The 26,044-nt window shown below is 59.0% G+C and carries 24 protein-coding genes and 1 tRNA gene; 13 read left to right on the top strand and 12 right to left on the bottom strand.

Annotated elements, in window-relative coordinates; all coding sequences use genetic code 11:
• Positions 1–29 precede the first annotated feature (29 nt).
• The 11 genes from ybgC to nadA all read left to right on the top strand — a co-directional run bounded on the left by ybgC (position 30) and on the right by nadA (position 8,404).
• Entirely contained in the window at positions 30–497 is a 468-nt protein-coding gene (ybgC, locus tag M5G26_RS25495; RefSeq protein ID WP_077574280.1) for a tol-pal system-associated acyl-CoA thioesterase, read from the top strand.
• Complete coding sequence (gene tolQ / locus M5G26_RS25490; RefSeq protein ID WP_008080223.1) at positions 487–1,182, top strand: protein TolQ; 696 nt, start codon at positions 487–489, stop codon at positions 1,180–1,182. The genes ybgC and tolQ overlap by 11 nt, the downstream gene beginning before the upstream one ends.
• Before the next feature lie 23 nt (positions 1,183–1,205).
• Positions 1,206–1,658, top strand: a complete 453-nt coding sequence (gene tolR / locus M5G26_RS25485) for a protein TolR (protein ID WP_161806672.1) — start codon at positions 1,206–1,208, stop codon at positions 1,656–1,658.
• Positions 1,658–2,740: a cell envelope integrity protein TolA gene (gene tolA / locus M5G26_RS25480; RefSeq protein WP_273916801.1), complete on the top strand. Its 1,083-nt coding sequence runs from the start codon at positions 1,658–1,660 to the stop codon at positions 2,738–2,740. Before tolR ends, tolA begins: the two co-directional genes overlap by 1 nt.
• Positions 2,741–2,757: 17 nt before the next feature.
• Complete coding sequence (gene tolB / locus M5G26_RS25475) at positions 2,758–4,038, top strand: Tol-Pal system beta propeller repeat protein TolB (protein WP_162835979.1); 1,281 nt, start codon at positions 2,758–2,760, stop codon at positions 4,036–4,038.
• Positions 4,039–4,090: 52 nt separating this feature from the next.
• Positions 4,091–4,588 (top strand): peptidoglycan-associated lipoprotein Pal, encoded by a 498-nt coding sequence (gene pal, locus M5G26_RS25470; protein ID WP_003178634.1) that lies wholly within the window; start codon positions 4,091–4,093, stop codon positions 4,586–4,588.
• A gap of 6 nt (positions 4,589–4,594) precedes the next feature.
• Positions 4,595–5,428 carry a tol-pal system protein YbgF gene (gene ybgF / locus M5G26_RS25465; protein WP_007912724.1) on the top strand — a complete coding sequence of 278 codons (834 nt, stop codon included), beginning with the start codon at positions 4,595–4,597 and terminating at the stop codon, positions 5,426–5,428.
• Between the two features lie 166 nt (positions 5,429–5,594).
• Positions 5,595–6,242: a 7-carboxy-7-deazaguanine synthase QueE gene (gene queE / locus M5G26_RS25460; RefSeq protein WP_273916800.1), complete on the top strand. Its 648-nt coding sequence runs from the start codon at positions 5,595–5,597 to the stop codon at positions 6,240–6,242.
• Between the two features lies 1 nt (position 6,243).
• Positions 6,244–6,936 carry a 7-cyano-7-deazaguanine synthase QueC gene (queC, locus tag M5G26_RS25455; RefSeq protein ID WP_038366624.1) on the top strand — a complete coding sequence of 231 codons (693 nt, stop codon included), beginning with the start codon at positions 6,244–6,246 and terminating at the stop codon, positions 6,934–6,936.
• A gap of 62 nt (positions 6,937–6,998) precedes the next feature.
• A tRNA-Lys gene (locus M5G26_RS25450) sits at positions 6,999–7,074 on the top strand.
• 271 nt (positions 7,075–7,345) lie between these two features.
• On the top strand, positions 7,346–8,404 hold the full coding sequence (gene nadA / locus M5G26_RS25445) for a quinolinate synthase NadA (RefSeq protein WP_016773509.1): 1,059 nt from the start codon (positions 7,346–7,348) through the stop codon (positions 8,402–8,404).
• A gap of 134 nt (positions 8,405–8,538) precedes the next feature.
• Here nadA and M5G26_RS25440 read toward each other — a convergent pair whose 3' ends face one another.
• The 12 genes from M5G26_RS25440 to arcD (M5G26_RS25385) all read right to left on the bottom strand — a co-directional run bounded on the left by M5G26_RS25440 (position 8,539) and on the right by arcD (M5G26_RS25385) (position 23,293).
• Entirely contained in the window at positions 8,539–9,027 is a 489-nt protein-coding gene (locus tag M5G26_RS25440) for an RDD family protein (protein ID WP_038366621.1), read from the bottom strand.
• A gap of 96 nt (positions 9,028–9,123) precedes the next feature.
• On the bottom strand, positions 9,124–9,336 hold the full coding sequence (locus tag M5G26_RS25435; RefSeq protein ID WP_003227496.1) for a cold-shock protein: 213 nt from the start codon (positions 9,334–9,336) through the stop codon (positions 9,124–9,126).
• Between the two features lie 403 nt (positions 9,337–9,739).
• Positions 9,740–10,864, bottom strand: coding sequence for a glycine cleavage system aminomethyltransferase GcvT (gene gcvT / locus M5G26_RS25430; RefSeq protein ID WP_273916799.1), 1,125 nt, complete (start codon positions 10,862–10,864; stop codon positions 9,740–9,742).
• Positions 10,865–10,979: 115 nt separating this feature from the next.
• Positions 10,980–12,356, bottom strand: coding sequence for an L-serine ammonia-lyase (locus tag M5G26_RS25425; protein WP_273916798.1), 1,377 nt, complete (start codon positions 12,354–12,356; stop codon positions 10,980–10,982).
• Positions 12,357–12,542: 186 nt separating this feature from the next.
• On the bottom strand, positions 12,543–15,395 hold the full coding sequence (gene gcvP, locus M5G26_RS25420; protein WP_273916797.1) for an aminomethyl-transferring glycine dehydrogenase: 2,853 nt from the start codon (positions 15,393–15,395) through the stop codon (positions 12,543–12,545).
• 11 nt (positions 15,396–15,406) lie between these two features.
• Complete coding sequence (gene gcvH / locus M5G26_RS25415; RefSeq protein WP_016983835.1) at positions 15,407–15,790, bottom strand: glycine cleavage system protein GcvH; 384 nt, start codon at positions 15,788–15,790, stop codon at positions 15,407–15,409.
• A 439-nt stretch (positions 15,791–16,229) separates the two neighbouring features.
• On the bottom strand, positions 16,230–17,738 hold the full coding sequence (locus M5G26_RS25410) for a sigma-54-dependent transcriptional regulator (protein ID WP_122598777.1): 1,509 nt from the start codon (positions 17,736–17,738) through the stop codon (positions 16,230–16,232).
• 262 nt (positions 17,739–18,000) lie between these two features.
• Complete coding sequence (locus M5G26_RS25405) at positions 18,001–18,363, bottom strand: DUF5064 family protein (RefSeq protein WP_007908047.1); 363 nt, start codon at positions 18,361–18,363, stop codon at positions 18,001–18,003.
• A 61-nt stretch (positions 18,364–18,424) separates the two neighbouring features.
• Positions 18,425–19,354, bottom strand: a complete 930-nt coding sequence (gene arcC / locus M5G26_RS25400; protein WP_273916796.1) for a carbamate kinase — start codon at positions 19,352–19,354, stop codon at positions 18,425–18,427.
• A gap of 141 nt (positions 19,355–19,495) precedes the next feature.
• Positions 19,496–20,506, bottom strand: a complete 1,011-nt coding sequence (locus M5G26_RS25395; RefSeq protein ID WP_008086805.1) for an ornithine carbamoyltransferase — start codon at positions 20,504–20,506, stop codon at positions 19,496–19,498.
• A gap of 69 nt (positions 20,507–20,575) precedes the next feature.
• Entirely contained in the window at positions 20,576–21,832 is a 1,257-nt protein-coding gene (arcA, locus tag M5G26_RS25390; RefSeq protein WP_038366599.1) for an arginine deiminase, read from the bottom strand.
• 33 nt (positions 21,833–21,865) lie between these two features.
• Positions 21,866–23,293, bottom strand: a complete 1,428-nt coding sequence (arcD, locus tag M5G26_RS25385) for an arginine-ornithine antiporter (protein ID WP_007908042.1) — start codon at positions 23,291–23,293, stop codon at positions 21,866–21,868.
• A 437-nt stretch (positions 23,294–23,730) separates the two neighbouring features.
• Here arcD (M5G26_RS25385) and arcD (M5G26_RS25380) point away from each other — a divergent pair, with 437 nt between their 5' ends.
• Together arcD (M5G26_RS25380) and M5G26_RS25375 are read left to right on the top strand one after the other, a co-directional pair.
• On the top strand, positions 23,731–25,158 hold the full coding sequence (gene arcD, locus M5G26_RS25380) for an arginine-ornithine antiporter (protein WP_007908041.1): 1,428 nt from the start codon (positions 23,731–23,733) through the stop codon (positions 25,156–25,158).
• Positions 25,155–26,018, top strand: a complete 864-nt coding sequence (locus tag M5G26_RS25375; RefSeq protein ID WP_273916795.1) for a DNA-3-methyladenine glycosylase family protein — start codon at positions 25,155–25,157, stop codon at positions 26,016–26,018. Before arcD (M5G26_RS25380) ends, M5G26_RS25375 begins: the two co-directional genes overlap by 4 nt.
• The last annotated feature ends 26 nt before the right edge of the window (positions 26,019–26,044 follow it).

The raw sequence follows: 26,044 nt of genomic DNA, 5'->3' as shown, positions 1-26,044 counted from the left end.
TTGGCAACCTGAGGAGTAAGCACTAGAGTATGCGCGCGCAAAACGGGCTTGAGCCGTTCGCACATCGTTGTCGCGTTTATTACGAGGACACCGATGCGGGCGGCATCGTGTATTACGTTAATTACCTCAAGTTTATGGAACGGGCTCGAACCGAGCGGCTTCGCGAGCTGGGCTTTGCCCAGTCGCAGCTGGCAGGGGAGGACCTGTTGTTTGTCGTGCACTCCAGCGAAGCGCGCTATCACGCGCCGGCGCGACTGGACGACGAACTGCTGGTAAGCGCTGATGTAATCGAATTGAACCGTGCCAGCCTGCGCTTTAAACAGCAGGTCAGGCGGGCGACGGATAATGTGCTGCTCTGTGAAGGGCAGTTTTTGGTGGCCTGTGTGCGCACTAACAGTTTGAAACCCCGGGCCCTTCCCGAAGACTTGCGTGCGGCCTTCGCCGACGCGGTCGGCCCGGGTACACACTCAAAGCAGGAGATAAAGCGTGGAAGCTAACGTCGTCGACCATTCCTCCATGTGGAGCCTGGTCAGCAATGCCAGCATCGTGGTGCAGTTGGTAATGTTGACCCTGGTGGCCGCATCGGTGACCTCATGGATCATGATCTTTCAGCGCAGCAATCTGCTGCGCGCCGGTCGACGCGCCCTGGAGAGCTTCGAAGAGCGCTTCTGGTCGGGTATCGATCTGTCCAAACTGTACCGTCAGGCGGGTAGCAACCCTGACCCGGATTCGGGCGTCGAGCAGATCTTCCGCGCTGGCTTCAAAGAGTTCTCCCGTCTGCGTCAGCAGCCAGGTGTCGACCCTGAAGCGGTCATGGAAGGCGTGGCCCGTGCCATGCGCGTAGCCATTTCCCGCGAAGAAGAGAAACTGGAGCAGAGCCTGCCGTTCCTTGCCACTGTCGGTTCGGTCAGCCCGTACATCGGTCTGTTCGGTACCGTTTGGGGCATCATGAACTCCTTCCGCGGTCTGGCCAGCGCCCAGCAAGCAACCCTGGCCACCGTGGCCCCGGGTATCGCCGAAGCCCTGATCGCCACCGCGATCGGTCTGTTCGCCGCGATCCCTGCGGTAATCGCTTACAACCGTTTCGCCGCTCGCAGCGAAACCTTGCTGGGCCGCTACTACACCTTCGCCGATGAATTCCAGGCGATCCTGCACCGCAAAGTGCACACCAGCGAAGAATAAGCAGGTAATTTCCAATGGCTTTAATCGCTCGAGCTCGCAAAAAGCGCAAGCCGGTCGCCGAGATGAACGTGGTGCCCTACATCGACGTGATGTTGGTACTGCTGGTCATCTTCATGGTGACCGCGCCGATGCTCAATCAGGGCGTGAAAGTTGATCTGCCCAAGGTTTCCAGCGAAGCCTTGCCGCAGGACAACAACACTCAGGTCCTGACCATTTCGATCAAGGCTGACAAGACCTATTACTGGAACCTTGGCAGCGAAGTCGATACCGAGAAGCAACAGGACAGGGCCATGACCCTGCCGCAAATGACCGACGCGGTGACCAAGATCATTCGTGCCGGCACTGAAGGCGGCAAGCGAACCCAGGTCTTCATCCGCGGTGACAAAACCGTCGACTATGGTTCCGTCATGGGCGCCATGGGCGGGTTGCAGAAAGCCGGGGTCGGTAATGTTGGTTTGATTACCGAGGCCCCCTGATGCAGCAACAGCGAGAGCCGTCCGCCTCGGAGAGCTACTTCTGGCCTAGTGTTCTGGCAATTGTCCTGCACGTGCTGGTGTTCGGCATGCTGTTCGTCAGTTTTGCCTTCACACCAGAGCTGCCGCCGGCCAAACCGATTGTCCAGGCGACCCTCTACCAGCTGAAATCGAAAAGTCAGGCAACCACCCAGACCAATCAGAAGATTGCGGGTGAGGCGAAGAAATCCGCCGCGCGCCAGACCGAAGTCGAGCAGATGGAGCAGAAGAAGGTCGAGCAGGAAGAGATCAAGGCCGCTGCGGAACAAAAGAAAGAAGAAGCGGCTCAAAAAGCCGAGGAAGCCAAGAAGGCCGACGAGTCGAAGAAAGCAGACGAGGCGAAAAAGGCTGACGAAGCCAAAAAAGCCGACGAAGCCAAGAAGACCGCCGAAACCAAGAAGGCTGAAGAGAAACAATTGGCTGATATAGCCAAGAAGAAATCTGAAGAAGAAGCGAAAAAGGCTGCTGAAGAAGAGGCCAAGAAAGCCGCTGCTGAAGAAGCCAAGAAGAAGATCGTCGAAGACGCGAAGAAGAAAGCCGCCGAAGACGCCAAGAAGAAAGCTGAAGCTGAAGAGGCGAAGAAGAAAATCGCCGACGAAGCGAAGAAGAAAGCTGCTGCCGATGCTGCGAAGAAGAAAGCGCAGGATGCGGCACGTAAATCGACCGAAGACAAAAAGGCTCAGGCCTTGGCCGATCTGCTTTCCGACACGCCGCAGCGTCAGCAGGCCTTGGCCGATGAACAGGGTGACGAAGTCGCGGGCAGTTTCGATGACCTGATTCGTGCGCGAGCGGCAGAAGGTTGGGCTCGTCCTCCTTCGGCACGCAAAGGCATGACGGTCGTGCTGCAAATCGGCATGTTGCCGGACGGTACGGTGACTTCGGTCAGCGTGGCCAAGTCCAGTGGCGACGGTCCGTTTGATGCTTCGGCAGTCGCGGCAGTGAAGAATATTGGACGTTTGACAGAAATGCAGGGAATGAAGCCGAGCGATTTCGCTCCGTATCGTTCATTCAAGATGACATTCACACCTGAGGATCTAGCCTTGTGAGAAACCTTCTTCGAGGAATGCTGGTCGTGATCTGCTGCATGGCAGGGATCGCGATGGCAGATGAAAAGAACATTCTGGTCACCAGCGGCAGCGATCGGGCAACACCGATCGCCGTTGTACCGTTCGGTTTCCAGGGCGGTGCAGTGCTGCCGGACGACATGGCAGAAATCATTGGTAACGATTTGCGTAACTCGGGCTACTACTCGCCGATTCCAAAGCAAAACATGATCAGCCAGCCAAGCCAGCCGAGCGAAATCATCTTCCGTGACTGGAAGGCGGTGGGTGCTCAATACATGATGGTCGGCAGTATTGTTCCAGCAGGCGGTCGCCTGCAGGTGCAGTGGGCACTGTTCAACGTTGCCACCGAGCAGAAAGTGGCTGACGGCAGTGTTTCCGGCACCACCGAGCAACTGCGTGACATGGCGCATTACATCTCTGACCAGTCGTTCCAGAAGCTGACCGGTATCGAAGGTGCGTTCTCGACGCGTCTGCTGTACGTGACAGCCGAGCGTTTCTCCGAGAAGAACACGCGTTACACCCTGCAACGTTCTGACTATGACGGTGCCCGCGCCGTGACTCTGCTGCAATCGCGCGAACCGATCCTGTCGCCGCGTTTCGCACCGGATGGCAAGCGCATCGCTTACGTATCGTTCGAGCAGAAGCGTCCGCGTATCTTCATGCAGAACATCGATACCGGTCGCCGCGAGCAGATCACCAACTTCGAAGGTCTGAACGGCGCGCCAGCCTGGTCGCCGAACGGCGATCGCCTGGCGTTCGTACTGTCGAAAGACGGTAACCCGGACATTTACGTGATGAATCTTGCTTCGCGCCAGATCACCCGCGTGACCGCAGGTCCTGGTATCAACACTGAACCGTACTGGGGCAAGGATGGCTCGACCATCTACTTCACCTCGGACCGCGGCGGCAAGCCTCAGATCTACAAAACCAGCGCCAGTGGCGGTGGTGCCGAGCGTGTGACGTTTGTGGGTAACTACAACGCCAACCCGAAACTTTCGGCAGATGAAAAGACTTTGGTGATGATCCATCGTCAGGATGGCTTCACCAATTTCAAGGTGGCAGCTCAGGATCTGCAGCGAGGGAGTGTAAAGATCCTCACTGATAGCACTCTGGACGAGTCACCTACTGTTGCGCCCAACGGCACCATGGTAATCTACGCCACCCGCCAACAGGGCCGGGGAGTCTTGATGCTCGTGTCCATTAATGGACGCGTTAGGCTCCCGCTTCCTACCGCTCAAGGCGAAGTCAGAGAACCGTCCTGGTCCCCTTACCTGAAGTGAGCGGGCGCTACACGTTTTACTTAACACACTGGGGTTCATTAGGAGTTTCACGATGGAAATGCTGAAGTTTGGTAAATTTGCTGCGCTGGCTCTGGCCATGGCTGTAGCTGTAGGTTGCTCGTCCAAAGGCGGCGACAACGCCGGTGAAGGCGCTGTTGATCCAAACGCTGGTTACGGCGCAAACACTGGTGCCGTTGACGGTTCCCTGAGCGAAGAAGCTGCTCTGCGCGCAATCACCACCTTCTACTTCGAATACGACAGCTCGGACCTGAAGCCAGAAGCCATGCGCGCTCTGGACGTTCACGCCAAAGACCTGAAAGCAAACGGCGCTCGCGTTGTTCTGGAAGGCAACACCGACGAACGTGGTACTCGTGAGTACAACATGGCACTGGGCGAGCGTCGTGCGAAAGCCGTTCAGCGCTACCTGGTACTGCAAGGTGTTTCCCCGGCTCAGCTGGAACTGGTTTCCTACGGCGAAGAGCGTCCAGTTGCTACCGGCAACGACGAGCAGTCCTGGGCTCAAAACCGTCGCGTCGAACTGCGTAAGTAATTCGATATGCGAACGTGCCGTCGTGCTGTAACTGTTCTGGCTCTCAGCCTCGCGCCGCTTGCGGCGTGGGCTGCGGTTCCTGTGGTCGATGACAACTCCGGTTATAACAATAGCGGGAGCAGTTATCCGCCTGCAGGTTACGGTACGAACGGCGCCTATGCCGGGGGAGCGGCTTCGGCCCCTGCCTCGGCACAAGGCATGCTGTTCAACCAACTGCAACAAATGCAGGATCAGATATCGCGCCAGCAAGGTGTGATTGAAGAACTGCAGAATCAGGTTGCGCGCATGAAGCAGGAATCCCTGGAGCGATACCAGGATCTTGATCGGCGCATAGGATCCGGCGTTGCACCTGCCGCGACTCCTGAGAATTCTTCTGCCGGTGGCGATGCAAGTGCTGCTGCCGGTGCTGCCGCTGGCGCCGGGGCTGCTGCCCAGGCGCCTGCTGCAAGCAGTGAACCGGGTGATCCGGCCAAGGAAAAGCTGTATTACGATGCCGCTTTCGACCTGATCAAAGCCAAGGATTTCGACAAGGCCAGCCAGGCTTTTGCCGCTTTCCTGCGCAAATACCCGAACAGCCAATACGCGGGCAACGCCCAGTACTGGTTGGGCGAAGTGAACCTGGCCAAAGGCGATCTGCAAGGTGCGGGTCAGGCTTTCGCCAAGGTTTCGCAGCTGTATCCCAAGCACGCCAAAGTGCCGGATTCGCTGTACAAGCTGGCTGATGTAGAGCGCCGCCTTGGTCACACCGACAAGGTCAAAGGCATTCTGCAGCAGGTGGTGGCCCAATATCCGGGTACCTCCGCCGCTCAGTTGGCCCAACGCGATCTGCAACGCATGTAAGGCCGTTTGACCTTTCAAGAAGAAACCCGCGCTTGTCGCGGGTTTTTTCGTTAGAATTCACGCCCTTTTTCTGAAACACGCTTCTTGCGGTCTACGCGTTGGCGGGATTGCCTGAAGTGCCTGACGGAGGCGGACAGCCTGTTTAGCTGTTACGCCCGTGGCGACTATGCAAGACACATTGAGAATCACCGAAGTTTTCTACTCTTTGCAGGGGGAAACGCGGACTGCCGGGCTGCCCACTGTTTTTGTGCGCCTGACCGGTTGCCCTTTGCGTTGCCAATACTGCGACAGCGCCTATGCGTTCAGTGGCGGCACCGTGCGCAGCCTCGACGACATCCTCGAGCAAGTGGCCGGATTTCGTCCGCGCTACGTTTGTGTCACCGGCGGTGAGCCGCTGGCGCAGCCGAATGCCATTCCTTTGCTCAAGCAGTTGTGTGACGCCGGTTATGAGGTCTCGCTGGAAACCAGTGGCGCCCTCGACGTCTCGGCTGTCGATCCGCGCGTCAGTCGCGTTGTCGACCTGAAGACGCCGGATTCGAAAGAAGCCCATCGCAACCGTTACGAGAACATCGAACTGCTGACGCCCAACGATCAGGTGAAGTTTGTTATCTGCTCGCGGGACGACTATGACTGGGCCGTCTCCAAACTGATTCAGTACGGTCTCGATCGGCGTGCCGGTGAAGTGCTGTTTTCCCCAAGCCACCATGACCTCAATGCTCGGGATCTGGCGGACTGGGTGGTGGCGGACAACCTGCCGGTGCGCTTGCAATTGCAGTTGCATAAATATCTGTGGAACGACGAGCCGGGGCGCTGAGATGACCGAACAACTGAACACCACCGAAAAACGTGCGGTCATCCTGCTGTCCGGCGGCCTCGATTCGGCCACCGTCGTGGCCATGGCTCGCGCCGAAGGCTACCGCTGCTACACCATGAGCTTCGATTACGGTCAGCGCTCGCACGCTGAACTGCACGCCGCTGCCCGCGTCGCCCGCGACTTGGGTGTGGTTGAGCACAAAGTAATCGGCCTCAACCTGAATGGCATGGGCGGCTCGGCACTGACCGACACCAGCATCGACATCCCCGAAGAGCTGGGCGAAGGCATTCCGGTGACGTACGTGCCGGCGCGTAATACGGTGTTCTTGTCGCTGGCATTGGGTTGGGCGGAAGTGCTCGGCGCCCGCGATATCTTCATTGGTGTTAATGCGGTGGATTACTCGGGCTATCCGGATTGCCGTCCGGAGTTCATCGAGTCGTTCGAGCGCATGGCCAATCTGGCGACCAAGGCTGGCGTTGAAGGCAACGGTTTCCGCATTCAGGCGCCCCTGCAGAACCTGAGCAAGGCGCAGATTGTTCAGGCGGGCGTGAAGCTCGGCGTTGATTATGGCCTCACCGTTTCCTGCTATCAGGCCGACGATGACGGCCGCGCGTGCGGTAAATGCGACAGCTGCCGCCTGCGCGCAGAAGGCTTCGCGGCCGCTGGTGTGGACGATCCAACACCTTATTTTTGATTATTTTCAAAAAGGTGTTGAATAGTCCTTAAAAATCAGTATTATACGCGCCACCACACAGCGGGTCGTTAGCTCAGTTGGTAGAGCAGTTGGCTTTTAACCAATTGGTCGTAGGTTCGAATCCCACACGACCCACCATATTTGGCGGTTTAGAAAATCCGGAAGGCCCACGAAAGTGAGGATTTCCGGGTTTTTTTTTGCCTGTAATTTCGCTCCGCGTTATTTCACTACCCGCAGCGCTGACGCAGGTCAGAATCATCTTTTGTATCAACGGGATATTCTGTAGCCTTGCGCAGCTTCAATGCTGTCCGTGCCTGATAATACTCACTCTCCCGGCGGTACCCTCAAGCGGTCCGGAGCCGGGTGTATACTCGACTTTCGCGCGAACGCGCCTGCAGGTCTTGCGAACATGACGCAGATTTCCGAACGCCTTCTGGTTCAAGCCCACCTCGATGCCAAACAGCCCAAACCGCTGACCGCCGAGGAAGAGGCTTATTACCGTTCCGCCATTGCCGCCGAGCTCAAGGCTCAGGACGCGGTGCTGGTGGCTCACTTTTATTGCGACCCGGTGATTCAGGCTCTGGCCGAAGAAACCGGTGGCTGTGTCTCTGACTCCCTGGAAATGGCCCGCTTCGGCAACGCCCACCCGGCGAAGACCGTGGTGGTCGCCGGCGTGAAGTTCATGGGCGAGACTGCGAAGATCCTTAATCCGGAAAAACGTGTGTTGATGCCGACGCTTGAGGCGACTTGCTCGCTGGACCTGGGTTGCCCGGTCGACGAGTTCTCGGCGTTCTGTGATCAGCACCCGGAGCGCACGGTGGTGGTCTATGCCAACACCTCTGCGGCGGTCAAAGCCCGGGCTGACTGGGTAGTGACGTCGAGTTGCGCACTGGAAATCGTCGAAAGCCTGATGGACAACGGCGAGACCATCATCTGGGGCCCGGACAAGCACCTCGGCACTTACATTCAGCGCAAGACAGGTGCCGACATGCTGCTGTGGGACGGTGCCTGCATCGTTCACGAAGAGTTCAAGTCCAAGCAGCTCGAAGACATGAAGGCGCTGTATCCGGACGCTGCGATTCTGGTACACCCGGAGTCGCCAACGTCGGTGATCGAGCTGGCGGACGCTGTCGGTTCCACCAGCCAGCTGATTGCTGCCGCGCAGAGCCTGCCGAACAAGACGCTGATCGTTGCGACTGACCGTGGCATCTTCTACAAGATGCAGCAGTTGTGCCCGGACAAGGTCTTCATCGAAGCGCCAACCGCCGGTAACGGCGCCGCGTGCCGCAGTTGTGCACATTGCCCGTGGATGGCCATGAATACCCTTGAGCGCACGCTGAAGAGCTTGAAGGAAGGCACGAACGAGATCTTTGTCGATCCGGCGTTGATTCCGCAGGCTATTCGGCCGCTCAAGCGGATGCTGGATTTCACCCAGGCCGCACGGATGAAGCTGGCCGGTAACGCCTGAATTCTGAAAAGCGCCACAAAACCTGTGGGAGCGAGCCTGCTCGCGAAAGCGGTGTATCAGTCACCATTGAAATCGACTGATACGCCGCCTTCGCGAGCAGGCTCGCTCCCACAGTGGTTTTCAGAGTCTGGAAATTATTTGGTCTTCTTCGGGACCCGGACGAGGCGGGTATCGGAGTAGATGTCATGCCACGTGCGCTTCTGCTTGTCATACAGTGACCAGAAGAAACCCAGCCCTACGCACAGCCACGACGCAATCGACACCATAAACCGCAACAGCGCCTGCCACAGGCTGATTGCCGTGCCATTGGCGTTCTGCACGCGAATGCCCCACACCTGCATGCCCAGTGTCTGCCCGCCATGGGTCCAGAACTTGGCAAAGAATCCGAACAGCACCAATACCAGCACCGTCGAGTAGAGCGGATCACCGTCCAGTTGCCCGGCATCGGTCATCACCCGCAGGCGCTCTTCGCCAATGATCGCTGCCTGGATCAACTTGTAAACGAATCCGGTGACGATCAGGAGAGCGGTGCACAGCAGAAAGTCGTAGAACATTGCAGCCAGACGACGGCCAAGGCCTACCGGAGGGAAATCCCCTTGGGGCGTGAGCAGGTTTTTCGACATGGCAGCCTCTGGACGCAAAATGAAGCGCCATTTTACGGATTCGCGCGCACAAAAAAGCCCCTGATATCAATATCAGGGGCTTTTTCGTAACAGAAATCAGGCTTCTGCTTGTACTTCGTCAGCCTGCATGCCTTTCTGGCCCTGCACAGCAACGAAGGTCACTTTCTGGCCTTCTTTCAGGCTTTTGAAGCCGTTGCCCTGAATGGCGCGGAAATGCACGAACAGATCCGGACCGCTTTCTGGAGTGATAAAACCAAAACCTTTCTCGTCGTTAAACCACTTGACGGTACCGCTCTGACGTGTGGACATTTCTTATTTCCTTTGACGCAAAAATTGATGACAGTCTCTTTCTCATGAAAGAGTACTGGGGCTGGTTGCAGGAGAGTAAGAAGACGTCGAACGGGATGTAGCTAACTTGTAGGCTACTGCCCAGGTCACGATTCCAAGCTGACCCATGCAAACACAGTGGACAAACTCTACGCCAACTACGGGAGAAAAAACAAGCCCCTGCGAAGCCCCGGTTTTACTGAGCTTTAGCAAGTTAATCCATTCACTAGTGCGGTCTTAGACGATTCGCTTGTTCAATTGTTTTCGAACGTTATAAGCAAAGTTCATATTCGAATCGAGTGTTGGAGAATGCACTTTTTTGTGGCGATTGCGTTACACATTAGTGCACGCATAACGCAATCGCGTTACTTATAGAAACAGTCAATCAGCCGCGATAGTAGCGTTGTGGAACAAATGGCATTTTGCTTACAAGCATTTGCACCTTTTTCCCACGAACGATGGCCCAAACCGGTGTATCGATGGCGACATAGGCGCTATCGAGGTAACCCATTGCCAATGGCCCACCCAGCGTTGGGCCGAAGCCGCCGCTGCACACGCTGCCGATGATTTCGCCGGCTTCGTTGACGATTTCTGCGCCTTCACGCACTGGCGTACGTTCTTGCGGCAGCAGGCCGACGCGTTTGCGCGCGACGCCGTTCTGTTGTTGCGCGAAAACAGTCTCCGCCCCCGGGAAACCGCCGGCCCGCGCGCCATCAGCGCGGCGCGGCTTGGAAATCGCCCATAGCAGGCTCGCTTCGATTGGCGTGGTCTCGGTGTTCATATCGTGGCCGTACAGGCACAGGCCGGCCTCCAGACGCAGCGAATCGCGGGCACCGAGGCCGATGGCCTGGACTTCCGGTTCGGCGAGCAGGGCGCGGGCGAGTTTTTCCGCGTCGGCGGCCGGCACCGAGATTTCAAAACCGTCTTCACCGGTGTAGCCCGAACGGCTGACAAAGCAATCCACGCCCAACAACGACACGCGGTTGAACTGCATGAAGGTCATCTTCGCCACTTCCGGCGCCAGTCGCGCCAGCACGGTGACGGCTGCCGGTCCTTGCAACGCCAGCAGCGCGCGCTCTTCGAACAGCGCCGTAATGGTGCACTGGTCGCCGATGTGTTGTTGCAGATGAGCCAGGTCTTGATCCTTGCACGCGGCGTTGACCACCAGGAACAGCTCGTCGTTGCCGAGGTTGGCGACCATCAGGTCATCGAGGATGCCGCCGGTCTCGTTGGTGAACATCGCGTAACGCTGCATGCCCACCGGCAGATCGATGATGTCCACCGGCACCAGGGTTTCCAATGCTTTGGCGGCGTTGGCGCCGGTCAGGCGAATCTGGCCCATGTGCGAGACGTCGAACAGTCCGGCCTGCTCACGGGTGTGCTGGTGTTCTTTCATCACGCCGAGCGGGTATTGCACTGGCATGTCGTAGCCGGCGAACGGCACCATGCGAGCGCCGAGTTCGATGTGCAGAGCGTGCAGCGGGGTTTTCGACAGTGGTTCGGTGGACATGCGTGGCTCCTTGAAAATTTGAGTTGGGGGGGATGGGGCTAGATTAAGATCAAGATCAAAAGCCCCTCACCCCAGCCCTCTCCCAGAGGGAGAGGGGGCTAGTTACGTTTCGTGATCAGCATTCGATGATGTTGACCGCCAGACCGCCGCGGGCGGTCTCTTTGTATTTACTTTTCATGTCGGCGCCGGTCTGGCGCATGGTGCGGATGACTTTGTCGAGGGAGACGAAATGCTGGCCGTCGCCACGCATGGCCATGCGCACCGCGTTGATCGCTTTCACCGAGCCCATCGCATTGCGCTCGATGCACGGCACCTGCACCAGTCCGCCAATCGGGTCGCAGGTCAGGCCGAGGTTGTGTTCCATGCCGATTTCTGCGGCGTTCTCGACTTGCTGAACGCTGCCGCCGAGCACTTCGCACAACGCCCCGGCCGCCATCGAACAGGCGACGCCGACTTCACCCTGACAACCGACTTCAGCGCCGGAGATCGAGGCATTCTCCTTGTAGAGAATGCCGATGGCCGCCGCGGTCAGCAGAAAGCGCACGACGCCGTCGTCATTCGCGCCGGGGATAAAGCGCATGTAGTAATGCAGCACCGCCGGAATAATCCCCGCTGCACCGTTAGTGGGTGCGGTGACTACGCGGCCACCATTGGCGTTTTCTTCGTTGACCGCCAAGGCGTAGAGGTTGACCCAATCAAGCACCGACAACGGATCGCGCAACGCCGATTCCGGGTTTTTGCACAGTTGCCGATGCAGCGCCGCCGCACGACGTTTGACCTTCAAACCACCGGGCAAAATACCTTCGTTACGGCATCCCGCTGCGACGCAGTCCTGCATCACTTGCCAGATGTTGAGCAGGCCGGTACGGGTCTCCGCTTCCGGGCGCCAGGCGCTTTCGTTGGTCAGCATTACTTGGCTGATCGACAAACCATAGGTGGCGCAATGGCTCAGCAAGTCCTTGGCACTTTTGAACGGGAAGGTCAGCGGCGTGGCGTCTTCGACGATGCGGTCGGCACCCGCGGCATCTTCATCAACGACAAAACCACCACCGACCGAGTAGTACTCGCGGCTGCGGATCTGAATCCCGGCAGCATCGAAGGCGCGAAAGATCATGCCGTTGGGGTGATAGGCCAGTGGCTTGCGGATCATCGCCAGGTGTTCTTTCTCGTTGAACGCAATGCTGTGTTCACCGAGCAGGTTCAGCCGGCCGTTGCCGCGAATCTCTTGCAGGCGTGCGGCGACGGTTTCGGTATCAACGGTATCGGGATGTTCGCCTTCGAGGCCGAGCAGCACGGCTTTGTCGCTGCCGTGACCTTTGCCGGTGGCGCCGAGGGAACCGTAGAGCTCAATGCGAACGCTGGCGGTGGCCGTTAGCAGGTTTTCACGGCGTAAACCTTCGGCGAAACGCGCAGCAGCACGCATCGGGCCGACGGTGTGGGAGCTGGAGGGGCCGATGCCAATCTTGAACAGGTCGAACACGCTTAACGACATGAGTGGTTCTCCGGTTTCTTGTTATAGGAATTGGCGAAACATCAGGCTTGATGCGTTCCCCTGTAGGAGCTGCCGAAGGCTGCGATCTTTTGATCCTGATCTTTCAACAGCAAGATCAAAAGATCGCAGCCTTCGGCAGCTCCTACAGGTGAAGCGGTGGGGGCGAGAAATTCGCCCCCACCACGTTTAAGCGTAGCTTTCGATCGACGGGCAGGCGCACACCAGGTTGCGATCGCCGAAGACGTTGTCGACGCGACCGACCGGTGGCCAGTATTTGCCTTCGATCAACGACGCTACCGGGTAAACGGCCTGCTCGCGGCTGTACGGGTGAGTCCACTCGCCAACCAGTTCTGCCGCCGTGTGCGGCGCGTTCTTCAGCGGGTTGTCGTCCTTGTCCAGCGTGCCGTTTTCCACCGCGCGGATTTCTTCGCGGATGCGGATCATCGCGTCGCAGAAGCGGTCCAGTTCTTCCTTGGATTCGCTTTCGGTCGGCTCGATCATCAGCGTGCCCGCTACCGGGAACGACATGGTCGGCGCGTGGAAACCGAAGTCGATCAGGCGCTTGGCGACGTCATCAACGCTGATGCCGCTGCTGTCTTTCAACGGGCGCAGATCGAGGATGCATTCGTGCGCCACCAGACCGTTGCTGCCGGTGTACAGCACTGGATAGTGCTCTTCGAGGCGACGGGAAATGTAGTTGGCGTTGAGGATCGCCAACTGCGAAGCGCGCTTCAGACCGGCGCCACCCATCATGCGAATGTACATCCAGGTGATAGGCAGAATGCTCGCGCTGCCGAACGGTGCTGCGCAGACCGCGCCTTCCTTGCGTTCCATCTGGCCGTGGCCCGGCAGGAACGGGGTCAGGTGCGACTTGACGCCAATCGGGCCAACGCCCGGGCCGCCACCGCCGTGGGGGATGCAGAAAGTTTTGTGCAGGTTCAGGTGGGAAACATCGCCGCCGAACTTGCCCGGTGCGCAGAGGCCGACCATTGCGTTCATGTTGGCGCCGTCGATGTACACCTGGCCGCCGTTGTCATGAATGATCCCGCAGATTTCGCGGATGCCTTCTTCGAACACGCCGTGGGTCGACGGGTAAGTGATCATCAGCGCGGCGAGGTGCTCGCGGTGCTCGATGGCTTTGGCGCGCAGGTCTTCGATGTCGACGTTGCCGCGCGCATCGCACGCGGTCACGACCACGCGCATGCCAGCCATGTTGGCGGTAGCCGGGTTGGTGCCGTGGGCGGACGACGGAATCAGGCAGATGTCGCGACGCTCATCGCCACGGCTCTGGTGATAGGCGCGGATCGCCAAGAGGCCTGCGTATTCGCCTTGCGAACCGGCGTTCGGTTGCAGCGAGATCGCGTCGTAACCGGTGGCGGCGCAGAGCATCGCTTCCAGTTCATCGGTCAGTTGCTGGTAACCGGCACTTTGCGCGGCCGGGGCGAACGGGTGCAGGGCACCGAATTCAGCCCAGGTCACCGGGATCATTTCGCTGGCGGCGTTGAGTTTCATGGTGCACGAGCCCAGCGGGATCATGGTGCGATCCAGTGCCAGGTCCTTGTCGGCCAGTTTGCGCAGGTAGCGCATCAGCTCGGTTTCCGAGTGATAACGGTTGAACACCGGGTGGCTGAGGATTGGCGACTGACGCACCAGCGACGCAGGAATAGTGCTTTGAACCGAAGCGGCGAGGGCAGCGAAATCCGGCAGGGTTTTGCCGTCGGCGAACAGGCTCCACAGGGTTTCGATGTCAGCCTGGGTGGTGGTTTCGTCGACCGACAGGCCCAGACGCTGAGCGTCGATCACGCGCAGGTTGATCTGCGCAGCGTGCGCCTTGTCATGCAGTGCGGCGGTTTGTGCGCCGGTGGCGACGGTCAGGGTGTCGAAGAAGCTGACTTGTTCGACGTTAGCGCCCAGCGCGTTCAGGCCCTTGGCCAGAATCGCGGTCAGGTGATGTACGCGGTTGGCGATCTGGGTCAGGCCTTTCGGGCCGTGGTAGACGGCGTACATGCTGGCGATGTTGGCCAGCAGCACTTGCGCGGTGCAGATGTTCGAGGTGGCCTTCTCGCGGCGGATGTGTTGCTCGCGGGTTTGCATCGCCAGACGCAGCGCCGGCTTGCCGAAGCGGTCAACCGAAACGCCGACCAGACGGCCCGGCATGTCGCGTTTGAACGCATCTTTGGTGGAGAAGTAAGCCGCGTGCGGGCCACCGAAGCCCAGCGGCACGCCGAAGCGTTGTGCCGAACCGATGGCAACGTCAGCGCCGAACTCGCCCGGCGCGGTCAGCAGGGTCAGAGCCAGCAGGTCAGCGGCCACGGCCACCAAAGCGTTGGCGGTGTGGAAGCGTTCGGTCAGTTCGCGGTAGTCGAACACATCACCGTTGCTCGCCGGGTATTGCAGCAGCGCGCCGAAGAACGGCGTCACGTCAGTCAGTTCACGCTCATCGCCGACCACAACTTCAATGCCCAACGGCTCGGCACGGGTGCGCAGCACGTCGAGGGTTTGCGGGTGGCTGTGGATCGAGGCGAAGAATTGGTGGCTGCCCTTGTTCTTGCTCAGGCGTTTGCAGAAGGTCATGGCTTCGGCAGCGGCGGTGGCCTCGTCGAGCAGGGAGGCGTTGGCAATCGGCAGGCCGGTGAGGTCGCTGATCATGGTCTGGAAGTTCAGCAGCGCTTCGAGACGGCCTTGGGAAATTTCTGGCTGGTACGGCGTGTAAGCGGTGTACCAGGCCGGGTTTTCCAGCAGGTTGCGCAGGATCGGCGACGGCGTGTGGCAGTTGTAGTAGCCCTGGCCGATGTAGGTTTTGAACAGCTGGTTTTTGCCAGCGATCGATTTGATCATCGCCAGTGCATCGGCTTCGCTCAGGCCGTCGTCCATGCCGAGCACGCTGGTGCCCTTGATGCTTTCCGGGATGACGCTGGCGCTCAGCGCTTCGAGCGAATCGAAGCCGAGGCTGTTGAGCATGGCTTGCTCGTCACCGGCGCGCGGGCCGATATGACGGGCGATGAATTCGTTGGCGGTGCCAAGGTTTACTTGAGTCATGTCGGTATTCCTCAGGCTTCGGCTTGGGCTTTGATCAGACGGTCGTATGCGTCCTGGTCGAGCAGTTTGCCGACAGCGGCGGCGTCGCTTGGCTGGAAGCGGAAGAACCAGCCTTCGCCCAGCGGATCTTCGTTGACCAGTTCCGGGGCGTCTTCCAGCGCCGGGTTGACGGCCAGTACGTCGCCATCGAGCGGCATGTACACGCCGCTGGCGGCTTTTACCGATTCCACGGTGGCGGCTTCGGCGCCTTTTTCGTAGGCCTGCAGCTCAGGCAGTTGCACGAACACCACGTCGCCCAGGGCGTTTTGCGCGAAAGCGGTGATGCCGACAGTAACGCTGCCGTCAGCTTCGGTGCGCAGCCATTCGTGATCTTCAGTAAAACGCAACTCGCTCATGGAAACTCCTCAGGGGGCCAGACTCGTCTGGTGGACGCGGTGGAATAGTCGGGCGCGAAGGCCCTTATTTATGAGGGGTTGATTAGCAAGAATGCGGCCAAGGTTTGTTTATCTTTATAAATCAATGATTTAGATATTAAAGGGGCCGGCACGGGAGGCATCTCTGTAGCGAAATCGCTACAGCCTGGAGCGAGGATAAAAGCTGAACGGGATCAAAGCCTTGCACAGCGGTGATCGGAGGATGGTGTATCGATATCGTTCCGCTGTAGCGCTTTCAGTACAGTTGGAGGTCGCTTTTAAACTGGGAACCCTGATTTTTTGAATTGGAAACCCGGACTGCAGGAGCTGCCGAAGGCTGCGATCTTGACCCGGGCAATACACATCCAAAGTCAAAAGATCGCAGCCTCCGGTAGCTCCTACAAGGGAATTTGTGGTGCTTTCAGGGCTTGTTGGGAATGCCGTATTTGCGCAGGCGATGGGCGATGGCCGTGTGCGAAGTTTGCAGGCGGCTGGCCAGTTGGCGGGTCGAGGGGTAGCTGACGTAGAGTTTTTCCAGCAGCGTTTTTTCGAAAGATTCGACCGCTTGTTCGAGGCTGTCGACATCGCTGTCGGTTTGCCGCGCCACCGAGGTGCCGGCAATGTCGAGGTCGCCGATATCCACCAGGCTGCTCTCGCAAATCGCCGCCGCGCGGAAGATCACGTTCTGCAATTGTCGTACGTTGCCCGGCCAGCGATTGCCGAGCAGCGCCGGGTAAGTCCCCGGGGCGAGGCGGCAGACCGGGCGCTGAATCTGCGCACAAGCCTGCTGCATGAAATAGCGTGCCAGCAACAGAATGTCCTGGCCGCGCTCGCGCAGCGGCGGCACTTCGACGTTGAGTACGTTGAGGCGATAAAACAGGTCTTCGCGGAACAAGCCTTCGCTGACCATTTTTTCCAGATCACGGTGGGTCGCGCTGAGGATGCGCACGTTGACCTTTACTTCACGATCACCGCCCACGCGGCGGAAGCTGCCGTCGTTCAAAAAGCGCAGCAGTTTGGCCTGCAAGTACGGCGACATTTCGCCGATTTCATCGAGAAACACCGTGCCCTGGTTAGCCAGTTCCATCAGCCCCGGTTTACCGCCGCGCGCCGCGCCAGTGAAGGCTCCCGGGGCGTAGCCGAACAGTTCGCTTTCGGCGAGGTTCTCTGGCAACGCCGCGCAGTTCAGGGCGAGAAACGGTGCGCTGTGGCGAGCGCTGATGGCGTGGCAGGCACGGGCGACCAGTTCTTTGCCGGTGCCGGTTTCGCCCTGGATCAGCAGGGGGGCGTCGAGGGCGGCGACTCTTTGCGCGCGTGCCTTGAGTGTGCGGATTGCCGGGGACTCGCCGAGCAGCGCATCGAAACCTTCGGCATGGTCGTGGTGCAATGCCGAGAGTTGTTCGCCGATACGGTTTGGTTGGTAGAGCGTCAGCAGCGCGCCGGCGTCGGTGATCGGCGTGGCATCGAGCAGCAAGGTCTGACCGTTAACGGTGATTTCGCGCAATGGCAGGCGGAAGCCGTGCTCAAGCAACGTGTCGAGCAGGCCGGGATCGTTGAACAGTTCAGCGACACTTTCCCCCGCCGGTTCACGACCGTACAAGGCGATCAACGCCGGGTTGGCCAGCAGCACCTTGCCGGCGCTGTCGAGCGCCAGTACCGGGTCGGTCATCGCCGCCAGCAACGCATCGAGCTGCAAGTGCCGGCGCTGGCCGGGGAGGATGTCGACCACGGTTACCGCCTCCACGCCGAGCACGCGGAACAAAGCATCTTTCAGCTCTTCGAGCACTTGCGGGCTCAGGGTCGGCGCGTCGATGTAGACGTTGGGCGGGATCATCTCCACCGCATCCAGATTGAGATTGCGCCCACCGAGGATAGCCAGGACTTCCTGGGTGATGCCGACGCGGTCGATGAAGCTGACGTGGATACGCATGGGGCGGTTCAGTGATCTGCAGAGCGGAGGGTGGCAAGTATGCCTTGGGCTTGGAGAGAGGTGAAAGCAAAAGCACCCTCACCCCAGCCCTCTCCCGGAGGGAGAGGGGGCCGATTGTGGAATGCTCACGAGGTACGCCGACCTGAAAATACGGCTGTGAATCCATAATCGACTCGGTCTTTCAGGTCGATGTCTGCCATCAGACACTTCGGTCAGTCCCCTCTCCCTTTGGGAGAGGGCTAGGGTGAGGGGCTTTTGCGGGTTATTCGAAGTGCTCAAGATTGACCGGGTCGCCGGACTTCATATCAAGTTGCTTGCGGATGTCTTCAAACATCATGTCGTAATGCTTGTGAACCGAGCCGATCTGGCTGTGCGTCTTGGGAATGCCGTACTTCTCGGCGATTTTCGTCACATTGTTGGCAAAGTTGTAGGCCTCCTCTTTGGGCAGGAAGAAGGTCTCTTTCATGTCCTTGCCCTGAAGGTTGCCATGCATCGTGAACTGGATGCCTTTGCCTTTCTGCGGATCTGTGAACACTTCATAGTCGAGGTGCACGTTGTAACTGACGTCATCCGGCGTCAACGCGTGCCGCTCGATATGCAAATGACCGGGTTCAAACTGGGCCATGGTTTACTCCTTTCAAGGCATGGGAGAAGGGCAGACCTGGGGCCTGCCCCGGAGTTTCTAATTATCGGTAAGTGATGCCCGGCTTCGCTGTGGTCACTCGAGTACCGGCAGTACCCTGGACAATCGCTTCGATATCCGCCAGCGAACCGATCACCGCGACCTTGCCAGTATGGCGCGCAAATTCGCAGGCTGCCTGCACCTTCGGCCCCATCGAGCCGGCGGCGAAGCCGAGGCGTTCGAGTTCGTCCGGGTGCGCTTCGGCAATGGCTTTCTGCGTCGCTTTACCGTAATCGATGAACGCCGCGTTGACGTCCGTGGCAATCACCAGCAGATCGGCTTCCAGTTGCTCGGCGAGCAGCGACGAGCACAGGTCCTTGTCGATCACCGCTTCGATACCTTTGAGATTGCGGTTCTCGTCGTACATGGTCGGAATGCCGCCACCACCGGCGCAAATCACGATGCTGCCCTTGTCCAGCAGCCATTTGATCGGGCGGATTTCGAAGATGCGTTTTGGCCGTGGACTGGCGACCACGCGGCGGAATTTGTCGCCATCCGGAGCAATCGCCCAGCCTTTTTCTGCGGCGAGTTTTTCCGCTTCGGCCTTGTCGTAGACCGGGCCGATCGGTTTGGTCGGGTTCTGGAAGGCCGGATCCTTGGCGTCGACTTCAACCTGGGTCAGCAGGGTGGCGAACGGCACTTCGAAGTCGAGCAGGTTGCCCAGTTCCTGTTCGATGATGTAGCCGATCATGCCTTCGGTTTCGGCACCGAGCACGTCCAGCGGGTAAGGGGTGACGGAGGTGTAGGCCGCCGCTTGCAACGACAGCAGGCCGACTTGCGGGCCATTGCCGTGGGCGATGACCAGTTGGTTGCCGGGATGGATCTTGGCGATTTGCTCGGTGGCGATGCGGATGTTGGCGCGCTGATTGTCAGCGGTCATCGGTTCACCACGGCGGAGCAGGGCGTTACCGCCCAGCGCTACGACGATACGCATAATGCATGTCCTTTTCGTGTTGATCGTTCCCACGCTCTGCGTGGGAATGCCGCCACGGACGCTCCGCGTCCGCTGTGACGCAGAGCGTCACGGGATGCATTCCCACGCAGGAGCGTGGGAACGATCATGGATCAGCAGTGGTTACAGATCAGCCAGGGTCGAGACCAGAATCGCCTTGATTGTGTGCATGCGGTTTTCCGCTTGCTCGAAGGCGATGCAGGCGGGCGACTCGAACACGTCGTCGGTCACTTCGATGCCGTTTTTCAAATGCGGATACTGCTCGGCAATCTGTTTGCCGACCTTGGTATCGCTGTTGTGGAACGCCGGCAGGCAGTGCATGAACTTGGTGCGCGGGTTGCCGCTGGCTTTCATCAGTTCAGCGTTGACCTGATACGGCAGCAGTTGCTGGATACGCTCGGCCCAGGCTTCCACCGGTTCGCCCATCGATACCCAAACGTCGGTGTGGATGAAGTCGACGCCTTTGACGGCGGCTTTCGGGTCTTCAGTGAGGGTGATGCGCGCACCACTTTCTTCCGCATATTTGTGGCAGCGCTCGACCAGATCATCCAGTGGCCACAGCGCTTTCGGTGCACAGATGCGCACGTCCATGCCGAGCTTGGCGCCGACCAGCAGCAGCGAGTTGCCCATGTTGTTGCGCGCATCGCCGAGGTAGGCGTAGCTGATTTCATGGATCGGCTTGTCGGCGTGTTCACGCATGGTCAGCACGTCGGCGATCATCTGAGTCGGGTGATATTCATCGGTCAGGCCGTTGAACACCGGCACACCGGCGAACTTGGCCAGCTCTTCGACGATTTCCTGTTTGAAGCCACGGTATTCGATGGCGTCGTACATGCGCCCCAGTACGCGGGCGGTGTCTTTCATGCTTTCTTTGTGGCCGATCTGCGACGAGTTCGGGTCGATGTAGGTGACGTTGGCGCCTTGGTCATAGGCCGCCACTTCGAACGCGCAACGGGTGCGGGTCGAGGTTTTTTCGAAGATCAGGGCGATGTTGTTGCCCTTCAGGTGTTGCTGCTCGGTGCCGGTGTATTTCGCGCGTTTGAGATCGCGGGACAGGTCGAGCAGGTAACGCAGCTCACGTGGGGTGTGGTGTTCCAGGCTGAGCAGGTTACGGTTGTGAATGTTGAACGCCATGATGATTCTCCTTGGATTCGGTAATCGGCCCGGCCGCTACGGGATGGGTGCGGCCGGGGAGATGGTCGTTTAGTAATCGATAGGGTCGCGGATGATCGGGCAGGTCATGCAGTGGCCGCCGCCACGGCCTCGGCCCAGTTCACCGGCGCTGATGGTGATGACTTCCACGCCTGCCTTGCGCAGCAGGGTGTTGGTGTAGGTGTTGCGGTCGTAGCCGATGACCACGCCCGGCTCCACGGCCACCACGTTGTTGCCGTCGTCCCATTGCTCGCGTTCGGCGGCGAAGCTGTTGCCACCGGTTTCCACCACGCGCAGCTTCGGCAGGTTGAGGGCTTTGGCCACGGTGTCGAGGAAGGTGCCTTCTTCGCGACGGATGTCGATGCCGCCCTGTTTGCTTTCGTCAGGACGCAGGGTGAACGCGACGATCTGATTCACCACTTCCGGGAAAATCGTCACCAGGTCGCGGTCGCAGAAGCTGAACACGGTGTCGAGGTGCATCGCGGCGCGGGACTTCGGCAGGCCGGCGACGATGACTTTTTCCACGGCTTTGTTCTTGAACAGGTTCAGCGCCAGTTGGCCGATGGCCTGACGCGATGAGCGCTCGCCCATGCCGATCAACACCACGCCGTTGCCGATCGGCATGACGTCGCCGCCCTCAAGGGTGGAGCTGCCGTGATCCTTGTCCGGGTCGCCGTACCAGATCTCGAATTCGGCGTTGGTGAACTGCGGGTGGAATTTGTAGATGGCGGTGGTCAGCAGGGTTTCCTGACGACGCGCTGGCCAGTACATCGGGTTCAGCGTCACGCCACCGTAGATCCAGCAGGTGGTGTCACGGGTGAACTGAGTGTTCGGCAGCGGCGGCAGAATGAAGCTGGAGTGGCCGAGGAAGTCGCGGAACATCTGGATGGTCTTGCCGCCGAAACTGTCCGGCAGATCATCGGCGGACACGCCGCCAATCAGGAATTCGGCGATGTGCCGTGGCTCAAGGCTTTTCAGCCAGGATTTGACTTCGTTGATCAGGCCCAGGCCCACCGAATCGGCGGTGACCTTGCGCTCAAGAATCCAGTCCAGCGCTTCCGGGATGGCGACGATATCGGTCAGCAGATTGTGCATTTCCAGCACATCGATGCCGCGCTCACGCATTTTGGTGACGAAGTCGAAGTGGTCGCGCTTGGCCTGAGCCACCCAGAGCACGTCGTCGAACAGCAGTTCATCGCAGTTGTTCGGGGTCAGCCGCTGATGGGCCAGACCTGGGGAGCACACCATGACTTTGCGCAGTTTGCCGGCTTCGGAGTGGACGCCGTACTTAACTTTTTCCGTGGTCATTTCAGATCCTCCAGATAACAAATCAATCAGGGATTACAGAGTCAGGAAGCCGTCGTAGAGACCGTAGGCAGCCACCAGGGCACCCACGACCACTGCGGCGAAAATCAGCTTCTCGACGTTAGTGAAAATCGGTTGTTTGAGTTCCAGCTTGGCTTTGGCGAACAGGATCGCGCCAGGTGCGTAGAGCAGGGCCGAGAGCAGCAAGTACTTGACCCCGCCGGCATACAGCAGCCACACCGCATAGATCAGCGCGATGCCGCCGATAATCAGATCCTTGCGTCGCTCGGCCGCGAAGCCTTCGTAGCTCTCGCCGCGCACCGCCAGCAGCAGGGCATAGGCCGCCGACCACAGGTACGGCACCAGAATCATCGAGGTGGCGAGGTAGATCAGCGACAGGTAAGTACTGGCCGAGAACAGGGTGATGATCAGGAAAATCTGCACCATCGCGTTGGTCAGCCACAGGGCGTTGACCGGTACGTGGTTGGCGTTTTCCTTACGCAGGAACTCCGGCATGGTGTGGTCTTTGGCGGCGGCGAACATGATCTCCGCACACAGCAGCACCCACGACAGCAGCGCACCCAGCAGCGAGATGATCAGACCAACGCTGATCAGCACCGCGCCCCAGTGACCGACCACGTGCTCAAGCACGGCGGCCATCGACGGGTTCTGCAGTTTCGCCAGTTCCGGTTGGGTCATGATCCCCAGCGACAGCACGTTGACCAGCACCAGAAACAGCAGCACGGTGATGAAGCCGATCACGGTGGCTTTGCCGACGTCCGAGCGTTTTTCCGCACGGGCCGAGAAGATGCTTGCACCCTCGATGCCGATGAACACCCACACGGTGACCAGCATCATGTTGCGCACCTGGTTCATCACACTGCCCAGGTCCGGGTTTTTGATGCCCCAGATGTCGGCGGTGAAGATGTCCAGTTTGAAGGCGAACACCGCGATCAACACGAACAGCAGCAGCGGTACGACCTTGGCGACCGTGGTCACGAGGTTGATGAACGCCGCTTCCTTGATCCCACGCAGCACCAGAAAGTGCACGGCCCACAGCAGCACCGAGGCGCCGATTACCGCCGCAACGGTGTTGCCTTCACCGAAAATCGGGAAGAAGTAACCGAGGGTGCTGAAGAGCAGAACGAAGTAACCGACGTTGCCCAGCCAGGCACTGATCCAGTAGCCCCAGGCGGACGAGAAACCCATGTAATCGCCGAAACCGGCCTTGGCGTAGGCGTAGACACCGCCGTCCAGGTCAGGCTTGCGATTGGCGAGGGTTTGAAAGACAAAAGCGAGGGTGAGCATACCGACAGCGGTGATGGCCCAGCCGATCAGTACGGCACCGACATCGGCGCTGGCCGCCATGTTTTGTGGCAAAGAAAATATCCCGCCACCGATCATCGAGCCGACTACCAATGCAACCAGTGCACCTAGTCGTAGTTTTCCGGGAGCTTCAGACATTGCATGACTCCATTGCAGGAGAGAAGAGATCACAGCGTAGTTCTGTTGTCTGTTCAAACAGCTGACTTAGATCAGTGCATGGTCACATTCCATTGTTAATGAATGACTTAGGCTTCGACTGAAGGCATAAATACTCTGCCCGCAAGGCCCGTCCTAGAGGCGTTGTGGCTACATTGTTGGGAATGGCTATTATTACTTTCGAATTATCACGCTAGTTCTTTTTCAGCTTTTGGCAAATTTTCAGCGTCTGTTTTCAGTACAGAATTGAATTATCGGAATCAGCGCACAAAACTGTCTTAACGTGCTAGGCGTTAGCGTCATCGGCTATATATAAACAGGCGTTAATTGGCGTTACCTGATAAACGTCATCTACCTTTATCCGTTTAGTTAATAGTTGTTACAAATGCACGCTCACCACACTTCAAAGGGAAACTGAAATGTCGCAACCGACGCAAAAGCTGCGATTAGGCGCGTTGATCGCCCTGGTGGTGGGTTCGATGATTGGCGGGGGGATTTTCTCGCTGCCGCAGAACATGGCGGCACGCGCCGATGCCGGGGCGATCCTGATCGGTTGGGGGATTACCGCGATCGGCATGCTGACTTTGGCGTTCGTCTTTCAGACGCTGGCCAACCGCAAGCCGGAACTGGACTCGGGTGTCTACGCTTACGCCAAGGCCGGGTTTGGCGACTACATGGGTTTCTCGTCCGCCTGGGGTTACTGGATCAGCGCCTGGCTGGGCAACGTCGGTTATTTCGTGCTGCTGTTCAGCACCCTCGGTTACTTCTTTCCGGTGTTCGGCCAAGGCAATACGCCGATCGCCATCGGCTGTGCATCGGTGCTGCTGTGGGCCGTGCATTTTCTGGTGATGCGCGGGATCAAGGAGGCGGCGCTGATCAATCAACTGACCACGGTGGCCAAAGTCGTGCCGCTGATCATGTTCATCGTCATCGCGGCGGTGGCATTCAAGGCTGACATTTTTACCCGCGACATCTGGGGCACCAGCAACCCGAATTTCGGTGGGGTGATGGATCAGGTGCGCAACATGATGCTGGTCACGGTGTTCGTGTTCATCGGCATCGAAGGCGCCAGTGTGTACTCGGCGCGGGCGGAGAAACGCAGTGACGTCGGCCGCGCCACGGTGATCGGATTTATCGGCGTGCTGGCGCTGCTGGTGCTGGTCAACGTGCTGTCGCTGGGGATCATGAGCCAGCCGGAGCTGGCGAATTTGCAGAACCCGTCGCTGGCGGCGGTGCTCGAGCACATTGTCGGGCCGTGGGGCGCGTTGCTGATCAGCATTGGCCTGGCGATTTCACTGCTCGGCGCGTTGCTGTCCTGGGCCTTGCTGTGCGCGGAAATCCTCTTCGCCACGGCCAAGGACAAGACCATGCCGGCGTTCCTGAAAAAGGAAAACAAGAACCATGTGCCGGTCAACGCGTTGTGGCTGACCAACGCGATGATCCAGATTTTCCTGTTGATCACGCTGTTTTCCGCAGGCACTTACACCAGCCTGATTTATCTGGCGTCGTCGATGATTCTGGTGCCGTACCTGTGGTCGGCGGCCTACGCGGTGCTGCTCAGCGGGCGCGGCGAAACTTACGAACACGCCTCGGCGGAGCGCACCAAGGACCTGCTGATCGGCGGCATCGCCCTCGGTTATGCGGTGTGGTTGTTGTATGCCGGCGGGGTGAAGTATTTGCTGTTGTCAGCGTTGCTCTATGCGCCGGGGGTGATCCTGTTTGCCAAGGCCAAACATGAGGCGGGCGAGCCGTTGTTCACTCATGTCGAGAAGGGCATTTTCACCTGCGTGGTCATCGGCGCGGGGCTGGCGGCGTATGGGTTGTACAGCGGTGTGCTGTCGTTGTGAGGTTATCGCTTGCCTATGCGCCGCCGTATGACTGGGAGGCGATGTTGGGGTTTCTCGCGGCGCGGGCGGTGGTCGGGATGGAGGTTGTGGTCGAGGGTGTGTACTCGCGCAGCATCGGGTTGAACGGTGTTCACGGCACGGTTTCGGTGTGGCTTGGGACGGCGGATGCGCTGGAGGTCGAGCTGGACTTTCCTGATCCGGCAGCCGTGCCTGAGATCGTTGTCAGGTTGCGGCGGATGTTTGATCTGGATGCTGATGTGGTGTTGATGCAAGGGCATCTGGCGAATGATCCGTTGCTGGCGCGATTGATTGTCGAGCGTCCGGGGTTGCGCATTCCCGGTGCGTGGGATGGGTTGGAGTTGGCCTTTCGCGCGGTGCTTGGGCAGCAGATTACGGTGGTGGCGGCGATTCGTTTGGCGGGGAAACTGGTTGCGCAATATGGCGCGCCGCTGGATTCGGGCGTGGCTGGACTGACCCATGTGTTTCCCGAGGCGCACGTGTTGGCAGCGGCAGATCTGGCGGCGCTGGGCATGCCGAAAAGTCGTGGGCGCACGCTGTCGGGCGTCGCACAGGCATCGCTGGATGATCCTTGGTTATTTGCGCCGAATCGCGAAGGCGGCGTGGCGCTGTTGTTGGCGTTGCACGGGATTGGCGAGTGGACGGCGCAGTACGTTGCGTTGCGGCAGTTGCGTGATCTGGATGGGTTTCCCCATGGCGATGTCGGGTTGCTGAGAGCCCTGGAAGTGCTGGAAGGAGTGCGGCCGACAGCGCGGGAATTGTCTTTGCGCGCTGATGGCTGGCGGCCTTATCGGGGGTATGCGGCGCAGCTTTTGTGGACGTCCTTGAGCCGTGCTGATTGATACATCATCGTTCGACTTGAAATTGC

Origin of the sequence: Pseudomonas sp. TNT2022 ID642 (assembly GCF_028656995.1) — a bacterium.
GTDB lineage: Bacteria > Pseudomonadota > Gammaproteobacteria > Pseudomonadales > Pseudomonadaceae > Aquipseudomonas.
Note: the sequence above shows the minus strand (reverse complement) of the source record. Positions and strands in the feature narration are given on the sequence as shown.

Bases quoted from the DNA above. Each gene is read 5' to 3' on its own strand.
- ybgC (WP_077574280.1), top strand. From the start codon at position 30: ATGCGCGCGCAAAACGGGCTTGAGCCGTTCGCACATCGTTGTCGCGTT.
- tolA (WP_273916801.1), top strand. From the start codon at position 1,658: ATGCAGCAACAGCGAGAGCCGTCCGCCTCGGAGAGCTACTTCTGGCCT.
- tolB (WP_162835979.1), top strand. From the start codon at position 2,758: ATGCTGGTCGTGATCTGCTGCATGGCAGGGATCGCGATGGCAGATGAA.
- pal (WP_003178634.1), top strand. From the start codon at position 4,091: ATGGAAATGCTGAAGTTTGGTAAATTTGCTGCGCTGGCTCTGGCCATG.
- ybgF (WP_007912724.1), top strand. From the start codon at position 4,595: ATGCGAACGTGCCGTCGTGCTGTAACTGTTCTGGCTCTCAGCCTCGCG.
- queE (WP_273916800.1), top strand. From the start codon at position 5,595: ATGCAAGACACATTGAGAATCACCGAAGTTTTCTACTCTTTGCAGGGG.
- queC (WP_038366624.1), top strand. From the start codon at position 6,244: ATGACCGAACAACTGAACACCACCGAAAAACGTGCGGTCATCCTGCTG.
- nadA (WP_016773509.1), top strand. From the start codon at position 7,346: ATGACGCAGATTTCCGAACGCCTTCTGGTTCAAGCCCACCTCGATGCC.
- M5G26_RS25440 (WP_038366621.1), bottom strand. From the start codon at position 9,027: ATGTCGAAAAACCTGCTCACGCCCCAAGGGGATTTCCCTCCGGTAGGC.
- M5G26_RS25435 (WP_003227496.1), bottom strand. From the start codon at position 9,336: ATGTCCACACGTCAGAGCGGTACCGTCAAGTGGTTTAACGACGAGAAA.
- gcvT (WP_273916799.1), bottom strand. From the start codon at position 10,864: ATGTCCACCGAACCACTGTCGAAAACCCCGCTGCACGCTCTGCACATC.
- M5G26_RS25425 (WP_273916798.1), bottom strand. From the start codon at position 12,356: ATGTCGTTAAGCGTGTTCGACCTGTTCAAGATTGGCATCGGCCCCTCC.
- gcvP (WP_273916797.1), bottom strand. From the start codon at position 15,395: ATGACTCAAGTAAACCTTGGCACCGCCAACGAATTCATCGCCCGTCAT.
- gcvH (WP_016983835.1), bottom strand. From the start codon at position 15,790: ATGAGCGAGTTGCGTTTTACTGAAGATCACGAATGGCTGCGCACCGAA.
- M5G26_RS25410 (WP_122598777.1), bottom strand. From the start codon at position 17,738: ATGCGTATCCACGTCAGCTTCATCGACCGCGTCGGCATCACCCAGGAA.
- M5G26_RS25405 (WP_007908047.1), bottom strand. From the start codon at position 18,363: ATGGCCCAGTTTGAACCCGGTCATTTGCATATCGAGCGGCACGCGTTG.
- arcC (WP_273916796.1), bottom strand. From the start codon at position 19,354: ATGCGTATCGTCGTAGCGCTGGGCGGTAACGCCCTGCTCCGCCGTGGT.
- M5G26_RS25395 (WP_008086805.1), bottom strand. From the start codon at position 20,506: ATGGCGTTCAACATTCACAACCGTAACCTGCTCAGCCTGGAACACCAC.
- arcA (WP_038366599.1), bottom strand. From the start codon at position 21,832: ATGACCACGGAAAAAGTTAAGTACGGCGTCCACTCCGAAGCCGGCAAA.
- arcD (WP_007908042.1), bottom strand. From the start codon at position 23,293: ATGTCTGAAGCTCCCGGAAAACTACGACTAGGTGCACTGGTTGCATTG.
- arcD (WP_007908041.1), top strand. From the start codon at position 23,731: ATGTCGCAACCGACGCAAAAGCTGCGATTAGGCGCGTTGATCGCCCTG.